The organism is Campylobacter sp., assembly GCF_052169515.1.
GTDB lineage: Bacteria > Campylobacterota > Campylobacteria > Campylobacterales > Campylobacteraceae > Campylobacter_A.
This window is the reverse complement of record NZ_JBQNCH010000003.1, coordinates 75,257-95,862: the sequence shown is the minus strand read 5'-3', so window position 1 is coordinate 95,862 and position 20,606 is coordinate 75,257. Positions and strand designations below refer to the sequence as shown.

Below are 20,606 nucleotides of genomic sequence, written 5' to 3'. Positions count from 1 at the left end.
TAAAAAGATGGTGCGCCCGAGAGAATTCGAATCTCTGACCTTTTGAACCGCAATCAAATGCTCTATCCAGCTGAGCTACGAGCGCACAAGAAAGTTAAGTCGAGATATTAGCCAAACTTTCCTTAAAAAAAAATTGTATTCATTGTAATTTTATAACTGTTTTAGTAAAATTCCACAAAAAGAAAAAGGATGTAAAAATGAATGATTTTTTTGATAGCTTAAAAGAGATAAAAAAAGAACTCACTAAAGAGCAAGGTGGAGCTAAAAAAATACAAAAAGAGGCTGTTTCTCATGCAAAAGAAGAGGCGATCTCTTATAAAGAGAATAAGCTAAAAGACGAATTTGCTGAGTACATCAAAGGTCAAGATATAAGAAAAATATAAATTTGGAATGCTTATTGCTAAAACATGTAATATTTTATTTGGAGTAGGCAATGAAAGTTACACAAACACTAGAATCTCTAAGTATTTTAACCGAAAACGATAAATTATTTTGTGAGCTTAGGGATATGATAAGTAAAAATTTCACCAAATTTTTGTCAAATAAAAATAAAATTATCTCATTTTATGAAGAGAGCGAGATCCCGCAACGCAAATGCTTTTTAAAATTTATAAAAAAACTTTACGAAAAACAAAGTGGTGATAAACTAGATATTCGTTTTGCAAACTATAAAACTATAAAGCTTGGCTTTATTCAAAAAAATACTCTAACCCCTGTAATTAGCCTAAACGTAAATTTTGTAAAAAATGAAGCCAAATTTGAACTAAAAGATGCACTTTGCAGAGATTTTGCCAACTATATCAGCGAAAGTCTAGTAAAAAGCAATGTTGCTTTTAGCAAAAATGATGATTTTTTAAACATTACTATCTCAAACGACAACGACATATATACATTAAATAAACTACTCTACAAAAGAAGCTATCCAAAATTTAGCGTAAATTTTATCTATAATGAAAAAGATTACAAAGACTTTAAACAAGGTATAAAAATAAAAAGCTCATCAAAATTTATAAGTAGATTTTCTGTGCTTGCAAATTTGCTTGAGGAAAATTTTGAGATTTTGGGTTGCAAAAAAGATGATGACTTTGAAATCATCAGACAAAGCTACCTTTCACTTGCAAATATCTATCACCCGGACAGGCACGCCAACAAAAATCTTCTCATACAAGAAGAATACGCAAAGAAATTTAAAAATATTCAATCAGCTTATGAGAGTCTAAAGCCATACTTTAAAAATCAAGAAAATTTTGTGATGGTTGGCTAGAGCACGGCTTGCCACAAGGACTGCTAAAAAGAACAAAAATAAATGGCGAAATGTTTAGCTTGTGCGCCATTGTTGTTGCTTGGCTTTTTAAATTCTACCGCAAAATAAGTCATTAAGATATTTAATGCGCCGCTTATGTCAAAGAAAATTTAGCTCTTTTTGCTGTAATGTTTTTAGTGGTATGGGCTCTTGGAACGATGACGCGGTAGGCTGGCCATAGTATACATGGAAGAGAGTACGATGAGCTAAGCGCAGAGTTTTTTACGCAAATGCAAAAGGCTACACTTTTTGCCATAAATGAGTGGTAGCTAGCCGTTTATCTGATAGACTCTTTTTCGCTGGCTAGAGCTACCGATATTTAGGATTTTGCGGTATTTTGTGATAGTTCGGCGAACGATTTGGATGTTAAATTTGGCCTGGATCAGCTCTTGAATTTTTAGATCAGAAAGTGGCTTTTTGTGGTCCTCGCCTTTAATGAGCTCTAGCAAAAATTCTTTTATCGCGGCATTTGAAGTCTCTTCGTCAAAGCCAGTTGCAAAGAAATTTTTAAGTGCAATAGTACCCCTTGCGCAGCTTAGATACTTATTTGCGATTGCCCTTGAGATGGTTGACGGATTGCGTCCAAGCTCGTCTGCTAGGTCTTTTAGCTTCATAGGCTTTATATCACCGCCCAAGAAGTAGTCGTATTGATACTCAACTATCATGAGCCCTATTTTATAAAGCGTTGATTTTCTCATTTCAAGGGCATCTATGAGTTCGCTAGCCTCTTTTATGCGTGAGCTTACAAAGGCATCTTTCTCGTCTAATCCTTCAGTGTCAATCAAAATTTCGGGATAATAGTCGTCATTTATCTGCACACTCACACCGCTACTTGTGCTTAGCACAAAGATGTCAGGTACTTTTTGACTAGCCTCTTCTAGATACTCAATAGCTGGTGGATTTTTAAATTTTTTTATGATCTTTAGTGCATCGTCGTAAAATTTAAGTTTTCTAAGCTTTTCTATATTTTCAAAATTTAAGATGATCTTTTTCGCGCACTCTACGATCTCATCACTTGCCTCTGTCTCGCTTAGCTGAAACAAAAAACTCTCTTTCACATCCTTTGCGCCCACGCCACATGGCTCAAGGTAGGCAAATCTCGCCCTAACCCGCTCCACTTCGCTCTCACAAAAATCAGCAAAAATTTCATTATCATAGGAAAAATAACCCTCATCATCTAAACACTCAATAATCTTATATGCGATATCTTGTGACTTTTGCGTGGGAAAAAGTGGCGGATTGATCTGACTAATTAGCTTTTCATAGAGGCTTTCTTTATAAATACTTAAAGCCTCGATACTCTCAGTAACAGAATTTCTACTAACCTGCTCAAAAAAATTTCGCTTTTTTTCGCTTTTTTCTAAATTTTTGTGCTCAATTGTAGCAAATGGATTGTCTTTTATAAAAGGCTCAAGCGTCTCTTTTAGCTCATCAAGCCCGCTTTGAAGGATAGGAAGCCAGCTTCGCAGCGTTTGGTTTAGTTTTATCTTTGGCGCTAAAGTTTGCTTTTGCCTTAGCATCATCTACTCAAGTAGCTTAAATTCTTCGCCAAGATAGTGCGTTCTAACGAGCTTGTTGTTTGCTACTTCACTCGCACTCCCACTTGCTAGAAGTGAGCCATCCTTGATAACGTAGGCTCTGTCGCAAATAGCTAGTGTCTCACGAACGTTGTGGTCAGTTATCAAAACGCCGATGCCTAGCTTTTTAAGGTCTCTAACGATGCTTTGGATGTCGCTAACCGCGATAGGATCGACGCCTGCAAATGGCTCATCAAGCAGTAAAAATTTTGGCTTTATGATGAGGCTTCTAGCGATCTCACAGCGTCTGCGCTCGCCGCCACTTAGACTAATGCCCTTTCTTAGGCGAATAGGCTCAATGTTTAGCATATTTAGCATCTCATTTACTTTTTTAGAGATCTCTTCTGCGTTTTGACCTAAAATTTCAGCTCCAAGAAGTAAATTTTCTTCTACGCTTAGCTCTTTAAATATGCTTGATTCTTGCGGTAAATAGCCGATGCCAAGGTGTGCCCTTTTGTGAAGAGGGACGCTTGTAATCTTTTTATCATCCAAAAAGACATCTCCACTAGTTGGCGAGATGAGTCCGCAAATCATATAAAAAGTAGTCGTCTTTCCAGCACCATTTGGCCCAAGAAGCCCCACCACTTCGCCACTATTTACCTCTAAAGATATGCCTTTTATGATTTCAGTTTTTTTGATCGTCTTTTTTAGATCTTTTACTTCTAGTTTATGCACTTATAACCTCGTATTTTCTGCCATTTTTGCTAGGAGAAATTTTTACTAACGTATAGCTCTCGCCATTTTTCTTTAGAGCTTTTTCTAAATTTTCATCGCCCCACTCTACTAGATGAAGTCCATCTTCAAATAAATTTTCAAAAAGGCCGTTTTTAGCTATCCCGTCAAACCCGATCTGATAGATGTCGTAGTGGTAGATATTTTTACCATAAATTTGCATCAGAGAAAATGTTGGCGACGTCACGCTCTCATCGATGCCGTGAGCCTTGATAATAGCCTTTACAAGCGTCGTTTTGCCACTTGCCAGGTCGCCACTTAGTAGCACCACGCCACTTTTTGGCAGCACCCGCACAAGCTCGTCAAGCTCATTTTCCAAAAGCTCAAAAACCATCAAAGCTCTTTTACATATTCGCTCTGAGCGCTTTTTGGTATGCTTTTTGTAGTTGGTATCGCTAGCACCTCGTATCTCGCCTCACGAGCTAGAAATTTGATGGTGATAACATCGCCTATCTTTACATCTTTTGCTGCTTTTGCCTGCACACCGTTAATGCTCACAACGCCGCTTTTACACATATCTTCGCTAACAGCACGCCTTTTGGTGATATTTACTACGTTTAAAAATTTATCTACTCTCATGCGGCGGATTTTAACAAAAATAGCCTTAAATTTTTAATCCTTTAGATATTTTAAAAGCTCTTTTAAATTTAGAGGTATTACGCTGCCGTGGGTTTCATTTTTAAAAAGCTCAAAGTGAGAATTTGCGCCACTTTGCTTTAAAATCTTAGCCAGATCACTCGCCTTTAAAATGCCAGGTTTGTCGGTTTTGCCTTTTCTCTTTTCAAGTTCGCCAACGCTAAGAAAGACAAATTTAGCTTTTAGTTTCTCTTTAAATTTACCATCGCTTACGTTTTGTTTTAATATCTCAGACTCGCCCCACCAAAGAGATGGTGAAGCGATAAAGAAATTTTGAAAAATACCATCATTTTTAAGCAACACATAGAGTGTAAAAAGACCGCCAAAAGAGTGTCCATAAATGCTTTTTGGGAGGTCTTGCACATTAAATTTCTGATCGATAAGTGGCACTAAATTTCTTGTCAAAAAATAGTAAAATGCATCTGCACCACCGCCTTTGCTAAACTCCTCGCCCTTTGCTTTTGGCGTGAGATCTCTTGTGCGTTTTTCTATCTCGTAGCTTTTGTCTGTGTCATATCCTATGCCTATTATTAGCGGGCCAAAAGAGTCATCAAATTCATTTAAAAGCATGTTAAACTGGGCATTTGCATCCAGTAGATAGAGCACATTTTTAAACTCATTTTGCCCTTTTAGCTTGGCTGTAAAAATTTTATAAATTTCATTATTTGCGCTTATTTTAAAGGTTGAAATTTCAAATTTACTAGCGGCTTTCTCGCTTAATGGCTCAGGCGTTTGGCTGGGCCCTGCGTGCAAAATTTGCGTCACAGCAAGCATAAAAAGCAAAAATTTAAACGCTTTTACCATTTTGCAGCGACCTTAAACCAAAATCTCCTGCCCTCTTGCGGATACCAATAGTAGTCTTTGTCATTTATTTGCGCCTCTTCATATCTTACTTTATCAAAGATATTATATGCATTTAGGCTAAGTGTTAGGTGCTTGTTTGCGTCCCAGCTTACGCCTGTATCAAATGTGAGTAAATTTTTGTCATTTTCACTCACTTTGTTTCCAGGGCCAAATTTCACGCTAGTAAGCTTGCTCTCATAGTTTGCGCCAAAAAATGTCTTAACGCTTTTTACAGGCTTATAAGTAAACGTGGCGTGAAGTGCGTGCTCTGGCGTTGCTGTTAGGCTTTTTGCATCAAGTCTGCCAAGATTTGTCTCACTAAATTTCATAGGACCATTTGGCGTGTTTATCGTTGGGTTGCCAGTTTTTATCTTTGACTTATTATAGGTGTAGTTTGAGCTTAGGTTTAGATTTGAAAGGATGTCATAGTCGCCACTTAGTTCCACGCCCCAAACGGTCGCACCCTCAATGTTAAAATAAGTTCCCCAGCCAGGGCAAGTAACGTCTGGTGCATTTAAGCAAGCACCAAAAGCTGGAATTCTATTTACATTACTGCCGTCGGTATCTAGGATCTTGTCTTTAAATTCATTTTTAAAAAACATTACCGAGCCTCTAAAGTCAGCTTGATTATCATAATATGCTCCAACTTCGTATGTCGTGCTCTTTTCTGGTTTTAGATCTTTGTTGCCAAAATCAACTATTCTCCAGCCACCCTGGATAGTGCCTACTTCTGGAGAAATTTGATTGACATTTGGTGTTTTATAGCCAGTCGCTACACCACCTTTTAGGCTTAATGTATCTGTAGCGTTATAGACTAGATAGGCTCTTGGCGATAGGTGGTTGCCGTAAAATTCGTTGTGCGTGAGTCTTGAACCAAGCGTTAAAAATAGCTTCTCGTCTAAAATTTGCCACTCATCTTCGATAAATCCTGCATGCTCGCTCATCGAGTAGCTTTTTGGATTTTTAAGCCCATTTTTTGAGGCATTTGAGACAATAAATGTTGTATTTACGTTTTGCTTATGAAAGTCATAGCCAAAAGTTAGAGTGTGTACACCAAAAAACGTTGTAAATTTGGAATTAAAATTGTGGTTTTTGGCTTTTGCTGGCGTAAGACTATCAAAAAGGCTCGTTCTTTGCGTTTCATCATAAATATAGCTAAGATCGGCATTTAGGCTATCAAATTCGCCAAGATAGCCCACACCATAGCTCTTTTTCTCATAATCATAAGCGTTTAAGACGTTCTTTCTTGGATTTGGATCGGCTGTTTTGCCCTTGGAGCGCGAATAGTCGTGTCTTTCGTTTGAGCCAAGAATAAAAAATTTATTATGCTCATCTGGCGTTATCCAAAGCTTTGCACTTAAATTTCTCTTATCGCTTTTTTGGTAGCCACCAACATAGCTATCCTCATCCCTTAGCTTTTTGTATCCCCAAAGTTGAAGCGCTAAAAGGTCTTTATAAAGTGGCAAATTTAGATAAAAGTCCCCCTGTCTGCCGTCGCCTATGCCTTTATGCGTGTTTATCGTGGTTGAGATGCCGACATTGCCGCTAAATTTTGAAAAATCTTTTTTAGTGATGATATTTATCACACCTCCAACTGCGTCGCTACCATAAAGAGAGCTCATAGGACCGCGAATGATCTCTATGCGCTCGATCGCCTCGGCTGGTGGGATGAAATTTGAGTTCATATCCCCTGCTCCGCCTTTTGGGTTTGCACTGCTTGAATTTACCCTTTTGCCATCAATTAAGACCAGCGTTTGAGAGCTTTCCATACCGCGTATCGAGATACCACTAGCTGCTCCGTCCTCGCCACCAACAACATTTACACCTGGCACCTTTTGAGCGATAGAGTGGAGCGAAGTAAAGCTATCTTTTGTAAGCTCATCGCCTCTTATCACGCTTATGCTTGCAGGAGCTTCTTTAATCTCCTGCGAAAAACCACTAGCACTTACTACAATGCCATCAAGTTTTGTTTCGTTATTATCTTTATGCTCTGCTCCAAAGAGAGAATTTGCCACACAAACACTAAGGCAAATGGCAATAAATTTTGTTTTTTTCATGACTATTCCTTTGTTAAATTTTAAAACCAAAAAATTTAACAAAGTGTATATAAAAATAATATTAATTATCATAATTTTAAATAGTAATCTTTTTTATAAAAATTTCTAGTAAAATCTTAAATTATTCATTAAATTAATTTATTAAAAATTAATCAATTTAGGCTAAAATACGACTATTTTAACAAAAGGAAGAGCTATGAAAAAAAACGTAAAAAAAGTGGTTTTGGCATACTCTGGCGGACTTGACACAAGCATTATTTTAAAATGGCTTCAAGATGAATACAAATGCGAAGTAGTTACATTTACAGCTGACATCGGACAAGGCGAAGAGTTAGAGCCTGCACGCAAAAAAGCCCTAGCACTTGGCGTGAAGCCTGAAAATATTTTTATTGAAGATTTAAGAGAAGAATTTGTACGTGATTATGTATTTCCAATGTTTAGAGCCAATGCGGTCTACGAAGGTGAGTATCTGCTTGGCACATCGATCGCACGCCCACTAATAGCAAAACGCCAAAGCGAGATCGCAAGACTTGTTGGCGCTGATGGTGTGAGTCACGGGGCAACAGGCAAAGGCAACGACCAAGTTCGCTTTGAGCTTGGATACTACGCACTTGGCGATAATCTAACTATCATCGCTCCATGGCGCGAGTGGGATCTAAATAGCCGTGAAAAACTTTTGGCATACGCTGAGAAAAACGGCATAGATATCACCAAAAAACCAGGCAAGAGCCCATACTCAATGGATGCAAATTTACTTCACATCAGCTACGAAGGCCTAGTACTTGAAGACCCGAGCCACGCACCAGAAGATGATATGTGGAGATGGACAGTAAGTCCAAAAGATGCTCCAGATAAGAGCGAGATCATTGAGATTGGCTATGAAAAAGGTGATCCGGTTAGCATAAATGGCAAAAAAATGAGCCCTGCTGAAATTTTAACCGAGCTAAACCGCCTTGGCGCAAAACATGGCATTGGCAGACTTGACATCGTAGAAAACCGCTCAGTTGGTATGAAGAGCCGCGGCTGCTACGAAACTCCAGGCGGTACGATAATGCTAAAAGCACACAGAGCGATAGAGAGTATCACACTTGATCGCGGTGCTGCTCATTTAAAAGATGAAAACATGCCAAAATACGCCGAGCTAGTCTATAACGGCTACTGGTGGTCACCTGAGCGAAATATGCTCCAAGCGCTCATCGACAAGAGCCAAGAGCACGTAAATGGCTCTGTAAAAGTTGAGCTTTATAAAGGCAATGTTATCATCCTTGGCAGAAACAGCAAAGATGATAATCTATTTAGCGAGGCGTACTGCACGTTTGAAGAGGACAGCGTTTATGACCAAAAAGATGCAGAAGGATTTATCAAACTAAATGCACTTCGCTTTATAATCGCACGCAAAAATGGGCGAAAATTTGACTAAAAATAAAATTTAAAAGGAAAAAAATGAAAGTATTATTAATAAAAGATGTAAAAGGACTTGGAAAAGCTGGCGAGATAAAAGAGGTAAAAGACGGCTACGGCAATAACTTCTTAATCGGCAAAGGCTTTGCAAAAGCAGCCACTCCGGATGTCCTTCGTCAATATGAAGCGGCTCAAAAAAGAAAGGCTGAAGAGCTAAAATGCGAGATCGCAAATTTAGAAAAACTAAAAGAAGAGCTTGCAAAAGTGACAGTCGTCATCAAAAAAACTCTTGGCGCAAATGGCTCACTCTTTGGTTCAGTCTCGAAAGAGGAGATCGCGGCAGAGCTTGAAAAAACTCACCATTTAGTAGTTGAAAAAAGAGCGATCGATATGGACACTCACTTAAAAGCAGTCGGCCTTTATGACGTTCATGTAAAGCTTGGACACTCGATAAATGCGAGCTTGAAGGTTGATGTGCAAGGAGAGTAGATGTTTCATGCGACAACCATTTTAGCCTACAAAGGCAAAAATAAATCAGTCATCGGCGGCGACGGACAGGTGAGCTTTGGTAATACCGTCTTAAAAGGCAACGCCGTAAAAATTCGCAAAATTCACAACGGCAAAGTCCTAGCTGGCTTTGCTGGCAGCACTGCTGATGCGTTTAATCTCTTTGATATGTTTGAGAAAAATTTAGAGCATACAAAGGGCGATTTGCTAAAGGCGGTGATAGAATTTAGCAAAGAGTGGCGCAAAGACAAGTACCTAAGAAAGCTTGAAGCGATGATGCTTGTGCTTGATAGGGATAGAATTTTCTTACTTAGTGGCACTGGGGATGTGGTCGAGCCAGAAGATGGCAAGATAGCAGCGATCGGAAGTGGCGGCAACTACGCCCTTTCAGCGGCCCGTGCTTTAGATAAATTTGCTGATATCGATGAAGAGGAGCTAGTTAAAGAGAGCCTCAAGATCGCCGGCGAAATTTGCATCTATACAAATACAAACATCAAAACTTATGTTTTAGAATAAGAGAGAAAATGAACTTAACACCAAGAGAAATTGTTAAATTTTTAGACGACTATGTGATCGGCCAAAAAGATGCCAAAAAGATCATAGCGATCGCACTTCGTAACCGCTACCGCCGTATGAAGCTTGAAAAGAGCCTACAAGATGACATCATGCCAAAAAATATTTTGATGATCGGCTCAACTGGCGTTGGTAAAACAGAGATCGCAAGGCGTCTTTCAAAGATGATGGGACTGCCTTTTATCAAGGTAGAAGCTAGCAAATACACTGAAGTTGGCTTTGTCGGCCGTGACGTTGAAAGTATGGTAAGAGACCTTGCAATGGCATCATATAATCTCGTTAAAAACGAGCAAAGCGAGAAAAACCAAGATAAAATCAACGCCTACATCGAAGAAAAGATCGTCTCAAAGCTACTGCCACCACTTCCAAAAGGCGCTAGCGAAGAAAAGCAAGCAGAGTACTCTAAGAGCTATGAAAAAATGCTAAACAGGCTAAGAAACGGCGAGCTTGACGAACTAAGTATCGAGATCGAAGTGCAGCAAAACCCACTTGAAGCTGGCTCAAACGTGCCACCTGATATGGCGCAGATGCAAGAGAGTTTTATAAAGATAATTGGCATCGGTGGTAAAAACATCAAAAAAGAGATGAAGGTAAAAGACGCCAAAAAAGCCCTTCAAAGCGAGGCAAATGATAAAATTTTAGACCTTGAGAGTGTAAAAACAGAGGCTTTAAGAAGAGCTGAAAACGAAGGCATCATCTTTGTAGATGAGATCGATAAAGTAGCCGTTGGTTCAGGTAGCTCAAACAGGCAAGACCCAAGCAAAGAAGGCGTGCAAAGAGACTTGCTACCGATAGTTGAAGGCTCAAATGTAAATACTAAATTTGGAAATTTAAAGACAGATCATATTTTATTTATCGCAGCTGGCGCTTTTCACATAAGCAAACCAAGTGATCTCATTCCAGAGCTACAAGGCCGCTTCCCACTAAGAGTCGAGCTTGATAGCCTCGATGAGGACGCGCTTTATCAAATTTTAACTCAGCCAAAAAATTCGCTTTTAAAACAATACATTGCCCTACTCTCAACCGAAAATGTTGAGCTAGAATTTGACGATGAAGCGATAAGAGAGATAGCTAGGATCGCTCACGCTGCAAATGAAAAGATGGAAGATATCGGCGCAAGACGCCTCCACACGGTGATCGAGCGCGTGATAGAAGATATTAGCTTTGAAGCTAGCGAAAAGAGCGGCGAGAAGATAAATGTGACAAAAGAGCTTGTAAAAGAGCGCCTAAAAGATGTGGTTGAAGACCAAGATCTAGCGAGGTACATACTTTGAAATCAGGCTTTGTTAGCATCATAGGGCGCACAAATGCTGGCAAAAGCTCATTTTTAAATGCGCTACTAAACGAAAAGATCGCCATCGTTTCGCACAAGCAAAATGCAACTCGCAGAAAGATAAATGGCATCGTGATGAACGGTGAAGATCAGATCATCTTTACCGATACGCCAGGACTTCACGAGAGCAACAAGGCGATAAATCAACTACTAATAAACCAAGCTATAAAATCGATGGGAGACTGCGATCTCATCGTATTTTTAGCGCCCATCCATGATGACACAGGGGACTATGAGAAATTTCTAGCTCTAAATCCTGAAAAACCGCACATATTAGTGCTAACAAAAGTCGATGAGAGCTCAAACGCAAAAGTATTAGAAAAGATCACTCAATATCAGAAATTTCAAGATAAATTTGCATCTTTGCTTACTTTTAGTACCAAGCAGCCTACATATAAAAAACCACTACTTGATGAAATTTGCAAACTTTTGCCAGAGCATGAGTACTTTTATGATCCAGAATTTCTTACTCCAACAAACGAGAAGGAAATTTTTAGAGAATTTATACTTGAAGCGATCTATGAAAATTTAAGCGACGAGATACCATATCTTAGCGACGCAATAATAAAAAGTGTAAAAGAAAAGCCAGGCATTACTGAAATTTATGCAAGCATTATTACAGAGCGTGACATTCATAAGAGTATGATTATTGGCAAAAATGGCGAAACCATTAAAAGAATTGGAATTTTTGCAAGAAAGTTAATACAAAACTTAACAAATCAAAAAGTCTTTTTAAAACTCGATGTAGTCGTAAAAAAGGGTTGGAGCAAAGAAGAAAAAAGCCTAAACCAGATAATTGGCTATTGATTTTTTGTTTGAAAAACATTAAAATAAGATGGCTTTTAGGCAAACGGGACTTTACGAGGGCATGCTTATACAAATGATAAGCGCTGGCGAGCAAAGTGGTAGCTTGGATGACATGACACAAAAAGTTACCGATTATTATAGAATGAAATTTAACGACATAATTGATAATATCTCAAACTATATTGAGCCAATCTTACTAGTATTTATTGCCGTAATGGTGCTATTGCTAGCACTTGGTATATTTATGCCGATGTGGGATATGGCAAAAGCTGTTAAAAATTAAATTTAGATGATAAAGGAGTAAAATGTCTATAGAAAAAGAATTTAGTGTTGACGAAAATGCGTTTTTAGTTTCAAAAACTGATCCAAAAGGAAGAATCACTTATTGCAACGAGCCATTTTTAGAAATCGTAGGTGTAAAACAAGGCGATGTTTTGGGCAAGCCGCACAACATCATAAGGCACCCAGATATGCCAAGAGTTATTTTTAAGCTACTTTGGGAACGCGTACAAAACAAAGAAGAAATATTTGCCTTTATAAAAAATAAAACTTTTAATGGTGGATATTACTGGGTATTTGGAAATATCACAGCTTCTTTAGATCAGCAAGATAATATCGTTGGATATTATTCTGTTAGACGTAAACCAAATCCAAAAGCGATAGAGGTCATAAAAACACTTTATGCAAAACTACTTGATCTAGAGCGTGATGGCGGTATCGAGGCATCTAAAAAGTATCTGTTAAATTTCCTTGAGGAGAAATCAACGAGCTACGATGAATTTGTAAATAATTTGCAAAGGTTTTAAAGATGTTTAATAAAAAATCAAATGCAATAAACGAAATTTTAAATGTTGTCAAATCAGCAAGCAATGGCATACTAGAGCCTCGCATTGTAAACATTAGCGAAAAAGACGATATGTATGAAATAGCCCTTGGCATAAATGATCTACTAGACCAAGTAGAAGCTCTTCAGCGTGAAATTTCTACTTCTATCCAAGCTGCCCAAAACTCAAAAACATACCGAAATATTTTTACTGAAGGATTTAGGGGTTTATTTAAACGAAACGCCATATCTATGAGCAATGGTGTCACAGGCATAAAAGATGGTCAAAAAAGCAAGGTTAGAGGCATTCTTTCAAGCGAGCTTGATAAGCTTGGAAATGGCATAAGTGGCATAAATGATGTAAGAGATGATCTAAACGAAAGCATCAAAAACCTAAGCCAAACAGCAGTAGATGCCGGCCAAACCGCACAAGTAGCCAAAGAAAATATGTCAAATATCGTAGTACTTAGTCAAAACATGGGACAACTTGACGATCTAGTGCAGAGCTGCACAAATACTGCAAGCATGCTAAGTACTAGAGCTTCTGAGATAAGCTCTGTGCTAAATTTAATAAAAGATATCGCCGATCAAACAAATCTACTAGCTCTTAACGCAGCAATAGAAGCAGCACGTGCTGGAGAGCATGGACGTGGTTTTGCCGTTGTTGCTGATGAGGTTAGAAAATTAGCTGAAAATACACAAAAAGCTGCAAGTGATATCGAAGTAAACATAAAAACACTTCAACAAGAAGTAAATGGCATAGACGAAAATTCTAAAAAGATAGATGAAATTTCTAAGCTAACTACACAAAATGTTGAAAATTTCAAAAAGGTGCTAAGTGAGTTTAATACAAATGCTCAAAATACCGCTCAAATATCAAAATATGTTGAAAATAAAACTTTTGCCATAATTGCAAAAATTTTACAAATAGCCTATAAAACTAGAGCATATTCTGATGTAATAAACGAGCAAGGCTATGGCGAAGAGGTAGAAAAACTAGCCGAAGGCCTAACAAACTGGTATGAAAACGAAAATATAAAAGACCATAAGCTTGGCAAGAATTTTACTAAGTCAAAAGAGATGACAGCACTATTAAACAATGAAATAAAAGGTCTGCTTGAGAAATCAGCCAAAGGCTATAGCGAGCAAAATTTAAAATATTTTGTTGAAGAGTTTAAAAAGGTAGAAAAACTTAGCGAGGAAATTTTCGCTTCGTATAATAACATCTTTGAAAAATAAAACTAAGCTCAAGTTTGCTTGTGTACAAGAACACAAGCAAACTATTTTTGATGCTTTTTAGGATGGTCAAAAAATAAAGCTTTTGCACTACCCTCTTTTAAATTTTTAAACTCACAACCAAACTCGATACAAAAAATTCCCGAAGTTGGGATATTGTCGATTGATGAGTCACTTAAATACTCGCAAATTTCAGTTATGCTAGGATTATGCGTAATGATAAAAATTTCGTCCAAATTTTCGTCTAATTTTCTTACAAATTCCAAAAGATTTTCAAAACTTATATCGTAAAGTTCATCTTTTATCTCTATAGATTTTTCTTTAAGTTTTAAAATTTTTGCAATAATCTTTGCTGTTTGTTCGCATCTTTTGGCGCTACTTGAGTAGATGATCTTTGGCATTACGTCGTACATTTTTAGCCTGCTTGCCATGAATTTTGCATCATCTTTTCCTTTTTGGCTAAGCTCTCTTAAAGCATCTTTTGCGCTATCTTTATTCTCTTCAACTGCCTTTGCGTGCCTTATGAAATAAATTTTACTCATGATCTCTCCTTTGAGAAATTCTTTATTTGACAAAGTTCTTCTTCACTAAAACCTGCTTTAAGCCGGTCTTTTTCGTTGATCTCTCTAACATTTTTAAAGGAATTTGGATATAGATTTAAAATAATATCAAAATAGCTCTTCTCATCGATACCCTCTTTTTTGCAGGCAAATTTAAACCACTTATCACCCTTATAAACGTGAGAAACCTCCTCTTTTAAAATGACTTTTAGGCACTCTATAAGCTCTTCATTGCCACCCTCGCCTTCTAGTCTTTTGATGATATGGACATTTGCATCAAGGCCATTTGCCTCCATATATCTTGGCAATAGCGCCATGCGACTAACAAGACTTTCTGAGGTTTTTTGAAGTGCAATAAAAAGGCCATCATGCACGCTTAGTTCGCCATATCTGCCGCCCTGCTTTGTGAGTAAATTTTCTATCATACAAAAGTGTCTGATCTCATCCTCAGCCACCTCCAGCCAGTCCTCGTAAAACTCCCTTGGCAGCCCCCTAAATCTATAACAAGCATCAAGTGCGATGTCAATGGCGCTAAATTCAATATGTGCGACTGAGTGAATGAAATTTAAATTTTTGTCTTTTGGTTTGACCTTTTTATTTAGCTCTTTCATGCTAATGACATCGCAAAACGGAGCATAGCTAGGACTTGTTAGCTGATTTGGTTTTGACTTTTCGTCAAAATCTATCTCAAAATCTTTTTTAAATTTTTCAAAGAACAGCTCAAATTTTAAAAACTTAAGTCCAATCTCGCTTTCATTTAAAATTTTCCAAATTTCATCAAAAAAATTCATATTTTCTCTTTAAATAAATTTATAAATACCTATAAAACTCAGATAAAACAAATAATTTTTATGATACCAGTTTGTTACAAAAGATCAGATTAAAAGAAGTAAAAAGTATGTACTACAGCCTTAATACTCAAAATTGTAAGTAAATTTAAAGTATAAAAGCTATTTTATTTGGCTTTACCATATCCTGCAAACCTATTTGCTGCAAGACAGCTAGAGTTTGAGCACCTTATGACGTAGCTGTTTATCTCTTGTTTGCCTTTTAAATGTGTATTTTTTTGCTTCAAGTTCATGTAACTATGGATTATTTTTCCACCAGAATTATGTATAAATTTTACGGTTTCATCTCTAAGTATAGCTGTGACTATGCCAACATGAGTGATATTTTTTTTATCTTTATTTTTTTGAGCACCTTTGCCAAGTGTGTTTGCAAAAAAGATGAGGTCGCCTATTTTTGGATTTTCATAAGTGATCAAATTTTGACTCTCGTAAAAATTATAGATTGCCTTTGACTTTCTACCTCCGTTATCATAGTGATTATTGATCGTCTTTTCGTCAAAATACATATTTTGGTATTTAGAATTTACGATAGAAACGAAACCGGAACAGTCACCTCCAGCTCTTGTATTTAAGTATTTTTTAAAAAATGAACCAAAATTTTTATCTTCCCTGTCATCTTCTTTATCTAGATTGCCATCTATAATCTGCTCACCAAAATCAACACTCGAAGCAGTAGTTTGATTGGTATCGTTTTGCGGAATTTGTGGCTGGTGAGAGGTGAAGGAACAACCTGTTAAAAACATAAGCATAAGCGCAAAAAGTACTCTTTTATTTAGTAAATTTGACATATTTTTATCCAAAAATTTAGTATCAGCAATTTTAACTTTTAAACGTAAATGAACCGAAAATAGCATCCTGCTTTCTTTACTCTAAGTTAAAAAACAATATAATCGGCAAAAAATATATTTTCTTAAGGCAAAAGATAATGATGCACTATTTAAAGATAGAGGGCAACGCTAAACTAAGTGGTGAAGTAAAAATAAGTGGAGCCAAAAATGCCGCCCTACCAATAATCGCCCTAACCTTACTTGCAAAAAATAAAATAAATTTAACAAATATTCCAAATGTTGCTGACATAAAGACGCTTTGCCAACTACTATGCAATCTTGGTGCAAAGTGTGAATTTACCAGCGAAAACTCATTAACTATCGATACAAGCAGTGTAAATTCAACAAAAGCAAATTATGATATCGTTAGAAAGATGAGAGCTTCTATCTTAACGCTTGGGCCGCTTCTTGCACGCTTTGGACATTGTGAAGTAAGCCTTCCTGGAGGTTGCGCGATCGGACAAAGACCTATTGACCTACATCTAAGCGCACTTGAGAAAATGGGCGCAAATATCGAGATAAAGCAAGGCTATGTCGTCGCAACCGCACCAAATGGACTAAAAGGTGCAAAGATCGTTTTTGACAAGATAACTGTAACTGGTAGCGAAAACATCATCATGGCAGCAGCTCTAGCACACGGCACGACAGAGCTTTTTAACGTCGCTCTTGAGCCTGAAGTGGTGCAAATTTGTGAAATTTTAGCAAGTAGTGGCGTAAAGATCGAAGGCATCGGCACAAGCGAGCTAAAGATCACTGGTAGCGGACAACAGCTACTTGAAATTTGCGATATCGAAGTAATTCCAGACAGGATCGAGGCTGGTACATATCTTTGTGCTGGAGCCATAACAAATAGCAAAATTTCAGTTACTAACGCAAATGCTGCGCATATGACAGCCATTTTAAATAAATTTGAAGAGATGGGCTTTGGTGTCGAGGTCGATGGCGACAAGATCACGATATTGCCAGCCAAAGAGATAAAACCAGTAGAGATAAGAACAACTGAATATCCTGGCTTTCCTACGGACATGCAAGCCCAGTTTATGGCACTTTGCCTTGCGGCAAACGGTGTTAGCACAATAGATGAGAGACTTTTTGAAAACCGCTTTATGCACGTCAGTGAACTAGCTAGAATGGGTGCTGACATCCGCCTAAATGGGCATATCGCAAGTGTTTACGCCCCTGCAATTTTAAATGCAGCAGATGTGATGGCGACTGACCTTAGAGCTAGCTCAGCCCTAATACTAGCCGCTCTCATCGCAAATGGCGAGAGCTTGGTGCATAGAATTTACCACCTTGATAGAGGCTATGAGAGGCTTGAGGAGAAATTTAAAAGCCTTGGGGCAAAAATCGTTAGGCTTGAGGAGTAAAAATGCTAGTAAATGAGGCACTTGGGGCTTTAAAAGCTAAATTTAAACCAAAAAATGAGAGTGAAATTTTACCTCTTAGTGATGCTCTTGGTAAAACATTAGCAAATGGCGTGATGGCTGTCAAAGATCTGCCTTGCTTTGACAACTCAGCACTTGATGGATTTGCAGTCAAATTTGATGAAAAAGATAAACCTTATAAGATCATTGCAAGCGCCTTTGCAGGCGACAAAGAGCAGCTAAGCATCGGCAAAAACGAGTGCGTGAAGATAATGACAGGCGCTAAGATGCCAAAGGGTGCTGACACGGTCATGAGGTTTGAAGACTGCATCGTTGATGGTGAGTTTGTAAAAGCGCCAGAGAAGCTTAGAAAAGGTGATGCCTACCGCTTTAAAGGCGAAGAGGCGAAAATAGGCGAAATTCTCCTAAAAAGTGGCGAAATTTTAAATACAAGAAGCGTGATGATGTTAGCGGCTCAGGGCATAAGCTTTATAGATGTAAAAAAGCAGCCAAGCATTGCAGTTTACTCAAGCGGAAATGAGATCATTGAGCCTTGGCAAAGAGCGAGCGAAGATGAAATTTACAACGCAAATGCCTTTGGCATCACCGCACTTTTAAGCTCCATAGGTCAAAAAAGCTCATATCTTGGCATCATAAAAGATGAACTTAGCGCCGTAAAAGAGGCATTTTTAAACGCTGCAAACTACGATATTGTTATCTGCTCTGGCGGAGCGAGCGCAGGCGAGGCCGACTTTATGAAAATAGCTCTAAGCGAGCTTGGATACAGCGAAATTTTCTCACATCTTGACATAAGGCCTGGCAGACCTTGCAAGGCTTACGAAAAAGATGGCAAGCTTGTCTTTGTGCTCCCTGGAAATCCAATGGCAGCATATCTATGCCTAATGATGCTTGTTTTACCGCTTTTAAAAGACGAATGTTTTGTGACGCAAAAAGTAGTAAATGGTGAAAATTTAAAGGTAAAATCTGGCAGAGCAAATGCGGTATTTGGCAATGTAACTGATGGTAAATTTATAGCAACTAACGGCGGAAAATATGGCTCAGGCATGATAAAACATATCTTAAATAGCGATTTTGTCTTGATAACTAGCCCAGATCAAAGTGAAATTTTGAAAAACGATGAAATTTCACTAATAAAACTTCCATAATCCTTGACAAATGAAAAACAATCTGATAAAATACAGACTTCATTTTGATTGCGGGAATAGCTCAGGGGTAGAGCACAACCTTGCCAAGGTTGGGGTCGCGAGTTCGAATCTCGTTTCCCGCTCCATCTTTTTATTACTCTTTTTTTTATTTTCAACAAAACTTTTTGCAAATGAAGTCAGCATTTATCCGATGTATTGCATCGTAAATGACCAAATTTCACTTCGTACACTCGGCTTTGACGGCGAGGATAATGAAATTTTAAACTTAGAGGGCATGAGGGCTGCTAAGATTGAGAGCAAAAGACTCTACGAAATTTTAACTTCAAATTTTAAAACGTATAAAGACAAAAGCGGCGGAAGCGTAGTTTTTGTAAAAAACTGCCAGATCATGGATGAAATTCAGATGCACTTTTTAAAAGCGATCAGCGACGAGTATCCAGGCATCAGCGTGAGCGATCTTAGCATAAGCCCACAAAACAAACTCCCTGTAAATTTCAAAGATCTAGTCTTTAAAAACATATTTTTAAGCGATCAAAATAGCCAAAAAGGCGTCTTTAGAGTTTCATTTGAGGATGTTGATTTAAGTTTAAAAAGCCTTTATTTTAAATTTAGCTTTAACGCAAAAATGCCAGTTTTTATCGCTATAAATTCAATGAATACAAACCATATTTTAAGTCTACTTGACTATCAGCCAACGATGATAGAGTTTAGCAAATGGCCACGTGACGCACTCTCTGGACTAAGCGCAGCTACCTTGATCACAAAAATCCAGATAAAAAGTGGAGAAATTTTAACCAAACGCCAGTTTAACGCCGTTAGCCTTGTAAAAAAAGGCGAAATGCTAAATGCAGTTTTGATTGAAGGCGGCGTCAATATAATCGCCGAAGTAAAGGCACTTGAGGATGGAAATTTAGGCGATATGATAAAGATAAGAACAAAAGATAATAAAATTTTAGAGGCCACAGTTTCTGGCAAAGGACAGGCGATAATAAGATGAGAAAGATAGTTTTTGCAGCCACTGGAGCAAGTGGAGCTGGGCTTTTTCTAAAGCTATTAAATGCCGCCAAAGGTAGTTGCGAGGCGCACGTCATAGTTAGTAAAAATGCCATGAAAGTCTTGGAAGCTGAGGAGAATTTGAGGCTAAATTTAGATGAGCTTGGTGTGAAAATTTATAACGACTCTGACCTTGGCGCAGGCCCTGCCTCAGGCTCGTTTGGCACGGATGCCATGATCATAGCGCCCTGCTCTACCAACACGCTAGCAAAAATCGCAAATGGCATAAGCGATACGCTCATCACAAGAGCCGCAAGTGTCGCACTAAAAGAGAGACAAGGGCTAGTTTTAGGTGTTAGAGAGATGCCATTTTCAGCAATCACACTTTCTCAGATGCAGCTACTATCATCTCTTGGAGCTATCGTCGCTCCGCCAGTTTTAGGCTACTACGCAAGCATAAAGAGCCTTCTTGATATGGAAAATTTTATCATCGGCAAGTGGCTTGATGCCTTAAAAATCGAAAATAATCTTTACAAAAGGTGGCAAATTTGAAAAAATCTTGCATCTATCCAGGGACCTTTGATCCGATCACAAACGGGCATTTAGACGTTATCATAAGGGCTACGAAAATTTTTGACAAAGTCATAGTCGCAGTCGCAAAAAGTGACAGCAAACAACCGATGTTTGCACATGAAAAACGCATAGAGATGGCAAAAGAAGCAGTTTGCGAGCTTGGCAATGTAAGCGTACTTGGTTTTGATAACTTACTTGTTGATTTTGCTAAATCACACGGCATAAACACCGTCATCAGGGGACTTCGCGCGGTTAGCGACTTTGAGTATGAGCTACAAATCGGCTACGCAAATGCTGCACTTTGGGATGAATTTGAGACGGTTTATCTTATGCCAAGCTTAAATAACGCCTTCATCTCAAGCTCGATCGTCCGTTCAGTCTTACGCCACGATGGCGACGTGAGCAACCTAGTGCCAGCAAAAATTCTTAAAAATTTAAAGGCATAAA

At 38.1% G+C, this 20,606-nt stretch carries 23 protein-coding genes, 2 tRNA genes and 1 pseudogene; 16 read left to right on the top strand and 10 right to left on the bottom strand.

Going from position 1 to position 20,606, the window contains the following annotated elements:
- Positions 1 to 8: 8 nt before the first annotated feature.
- Positions 9 to 85 (bottom strand) — tRNA-Arg (locus ACTTKV_RS01730).
- 112 nt (positions 86 to 197) lie between these two features.
- On the opposite strand from ACTTKV_RS01730, the gene ACTTKV_RS01725 reads away from it, so the two are divergent.
- Positions 198 to 383, top strand: coding sequence for a hypothetical protein (locus ACTTKV_RS01725; RefSeq protein WP_442548949.1), 186 nt, complete (start codon positions 198 to 200; stop codon positions 381 to 383).
- 50 nt (positions 384 to 433) lie between these two features.
- Positions 434 to 1,264 (top strand): adenylosuccinate lyase, encoded by an 831-nt coding sequence (locus ACTTKV_RS01720; protein WP_442548948.1) that lies wholly within the window; start codon positions 434 to 436, stop codon positions 1,262 to 1,264.
- A 308-nt stretch (positions 1,265 to 1,572) separates the two neighbouring features.
- On the opposite strand, the gene ACTTKV_RS01715 is transcribed toward ACTTKV_RS01720, so the two are convergent.
- Genes ACTTKV_RS01715 through ACTTKV_RS01690 form a run of 6 tightly spaced genes read right to left on the bottom strand, consistent with a single transcriptional unit; the run spans position 1,573 to position 7,148 of the window.
- The gene (locus tag ACTTKV_RS01715; protein WP_442548960.1) at positions 1,573 to 2,823 is read right to left on the bottom strand and encodes an RNA polymerase factor sigma-54; all 1,251 of its coding nucleotides are present in this window, start codon (positions 2,821 to 2,823) and stop codon (positions 1,573 to 1,575) included.
- 3 nt (positions 2,824 to 2,826) lie between these two features.
- The gene (gene lptB / locus ACTTKV_RS01710) at positions 2,827 to 3,555 is read right to left on the bottom strand and encodes an LPS export ABC transporter ATP-binding protein (RefSeq protein WP_442548947.1); all 729 of its coding nucleotides are present in this window, start codon (positions 3,553 to 3,555) and stop codon (positions 2,827 to 2,829) included.
- A complete protein-coding gene (tsaE, locus tag ACTTKV_RS01705) occupies positions 3,548 to 3,946 on the bottom strand; it encodes a tRNA (adenosine(37)-N6)-threonylcarbamoyltransferase complex ATPase subunit type 1 TsaE (RefSeq protein ID WP_442548946.1) in 399 nt (132 codons plus the stop codon). Before tsaE ends, lptB begins: the two co-directional genes overlap by 8 nt.
- Positions 3,946 to 4,191 (bottom strand): RNA-binding S4 domain-containing protein, encoded by a 246-nt coding sequence (locus tag ACTTKV_RS01700; protein ID WP_002940508.1) that lies wholly within the window; start codon positions 4,189 to 4,191, stop codon positions 3,946 to 3,948. The genes tsaE and ACTTKV_RS01700 overlap by 1 nt, the downstream gene beginning before the upstream one ends.
- Before the next feature lie 33 nt (positions 4,192 to 4,224).
- A complete protein-coding gene (locus ACTTKV_RS01695) occupies positions 4,225 to 5,052 on the bottom strand; it encodes an alpha/beta hydrolase (protein WP_442548945.1) in 828 nt (275 codons plus the stop codon).
- The gene (locus tag ACTTKV_RS01690; RefSeq protein ID WP_442548944.1) at positions 5,046 to 7,148 is read right to left on the bottom strand and encodes a TonB-dependent receptor domain-containing protein; all 2,103 of its coding nucleotides are present in this window, start codon (positions 7,146 to 7,148) and stop codon (positions 5,046 to 5,048) included. The genes ACTTKV_RS01695 and ACTTKV_RS01690 overlap by 7 nt, the downstream gene beginning before the upstream one ends.
- A gap of 196 nt (positions 7,149 to 7,344) precedes the next feature.
- Here ACTTKV_RS01690 and ACTTKV_RS01685 point away from each other — a divergent pair, with 196 nt between their 5' ends.
- From ACTTKV_RS01685 to ACTTKV_RS01650, 8 genes and pseudogenes are all read left to right on the top strand, one after another.
- Positions 7,345 to 8,568, top strand: a complete 1,224-nt coding sequence (locus tag ACTTKV_RS01685) for an argininosuccinate synthase (RefSeq protein WP_442548943.1) — start codon at positions 7,345 to 7,347, stop codon at positions 8,566 to 8,568.
- 23 nt (positions 8,569 to 8,591) lie between these two features.
- On the top strand, positions 8,592 to 9,038 hold the full coding sequence (gene rplI, locus ACTTKV_RS01680; protein WP_442548942.1) for a 50S ribosomal protein L9: 447 nt from the start codon (positions 8,592 to 8,594) through the stop codon (positions 9,036 to 9,038).
- Positions 9,039 to 9,572: an ATP-dependent protease subunit HslV gene (hslV, locus tag ACTTKV_RS01675; protein ID WP_442548941.1), complete on the top strand. Its 534-nt coding sequence runs from the start codon at positions 9,039 to 9,041 to the stop codon at positions 9,570 to 9,572. It abuts the gene before it with no gap.
- An 8-nt stretch (positions 9,573 to 9,580) separates the two neighbouring features.
- A complete protein-coding gene (gene hslU / locus ACTTKV_RS01670) occupies positions 9,581 to 10,903 on the top strand; it encodes an HslU--HslV peptidase ATPase subunit (RefSeq protein WP_442548940.1) in 1,323 nt (440 codons plus the stop codon).
- Positions 10,900 to 11,769: a GTPase Era gene (gene era / locus ACTTKV_RS01665; RefSeq protein ID WP_442548939.1), complete on the top strand. Its 870-nt coding sequence runs from the start codon at positions 10,900 to 10,902 to the stop codon at positions 11,767 to 11,769. Before hslU ends, era begins: the two co-directional genes overlap by 4 nt.
- Before the next feature lie 31 nt (positions 11,770 to 11,800).
- Positions 11,801 to 12,052: pseudogene (locus tag ACTTKV_RS01660) on the top strand (type II secretion system F family protein); the annotation flags it as partial.
- A gap of 22 nt (positions 12,053 to 12,074) precedes the next feature.
- Positions 12,075 to 12,575: a PAS domain-containing protein gene (locus ACTTKV_RS01655; RefSeq protein ID WP_442548938.1), complete on the top strand. Its 501-nt coding sequence runs from the start codon at positions 12,075 to 12,077 to the stop codon at positions 12,573 to 12,575.
- A gap of 2 nt (positions 12,576 to 12,577) precedes the next feature.
- Positions 12,578 to 13,831 carry a methyl-accepting chemotaxis protein gene (locus ACTTKV_RS01650; protein WP_442548937.1) on the top strand — a complete coding sequence of 418 codons (1,254 nt, stop codon included), beginning with the start codon at positions 12,578 to 12,580 and terminating at the stop codon, positions 13,829 to 13,831.
- Positions 13,832 to 13,872: 41 nt separating this feature from the next.
- Here ACTTKV_RS01650 and ACTTKV_RS01645 read toward each other — a convergent pair whose 3' ends face one another.
- From ACTTKV_RS01645 to ACTTKV_RS01635, 3 genes are all read right to left on the bottom strand, one after another.
- The gene (locus ACTTKV_RS01645; protein ID WP_442548936.1) at positions 13,873 to 14,370 is read right to left on the bottom strand and encodes a SixA phosphatase family protein; all 498 of its coding nucleotides are present in this window, start codon (positions 14,368 to 14,370) and stop codon (positions 13,873 to 13,875) included.
- Entirely contained in the window at positions 14,367 to 15,179 is an 813-nt protein-coding gene (locus ACTTKV_RS01640; RefSeq protein WP_442548935.1) for a ferritin-like domain-containing protein, read from the bottom strand. Before ACTTKV_RS01640 ends, ACTTKV_RS01645 begins: the two co-directional genes overlap by 4 nt.
- A gap of 164 nt (positions 15,180 to 15,343) precedes the next feature.
- On the bottom strand, positions 15,344 to 16,090 hold the full coding sequence (locus ACTTKV_RS01635; protein WP_442548934.1) for an NlpC/P60 family protein: 747 nt from the start codon (positions 16,088 to 16,090) through the stop codon (positions 15,344 to 15,346).
- Positions 16,091 to 16,161: 71 nt separating this feature from the next.
- Between ACTTKV_RS01635 and murA the strand changes: the two genes are divergently transcribed.
- The 6 genes from murA to coaD all read left to right on the top strand — a co-directional run bounded on the left by murA (position 16,162) and on the right by coaD (position 20,605).
- A complete protein-coding gene (murA, locus tag ACTTKV_RS01630; protein WP_442548933.1) occupies positions 16,162 to 17,430 on the top strand; it encodes a UDP-N-acetylglucosamine 1-carboxyvinyltransferase in 1,269 nt (422 codons plus the stop codon).
- Between the two features lie 2 nt (positions 17,431 to 17,432).
- Entirely contained in the window at positions 17,433 to 18,593 is a 1,161-nt protein-coding gene (locus tag ACTTKV_RS01625) for a molybdopterin molybdotransferase MoeA (protein WP_442548932.1), read from the top strand.
- Between the two features lie 50 nt (positions 18,594 to 18,643).
- A tRNA-Gly gene (locus tag ACTTKV_RS01620) sits at positions 18,644 to 18,718 on the top strand.
- A 65-nt stretch (positions 18,719 to 18,783) separates the two neighbouring features.
- Positions 18,784 to 19,590 carry a flagellar basal body P-ring formation chaperone FlgA gene (flgA, locus tag ACTTKV_RS01615; RefSeq protein WP_442548931.1) on the top strand — a complete coding sequence of 269 codons (807 nt, stop codon included), beginning with the start codon at positions 18,784 to 18,786 and terminating at the stop codon, positions 19,588 to 19,590.
- Positions 19,587 to 20,138: a UbiX family flavin prenyltransferase gene (locus ACTTKV_RS01610; RefSeq protein WP_442548930.1), complete on the top strand. Its 552-nt coding sequence runs from the start codon at positions 19,587 to 19,589 to the stop codon at positions 20,136 to 20,138. Before flgA ends, ACTTKV_RS01610 begins: the two co-directional genes overlap by 4 nt.
- On the top strand, positions 20,135 to 20,605 hold the full coding sequence (gene coaD, locus ACTTKV_RS01605; protein WP_021089128.1) for a pantetheine-phosphate adenylyltransferase: 471 nt from the start codon (positions 20,135 to 20,137) through the stop codon (positions 20,603 to 20,605). Before ACTTKV_RS01610 ends, coaD begins: the two co-directional genes overlap by 4 nt.
- Position 20,606: the final 1 nt, after the last annotated feature.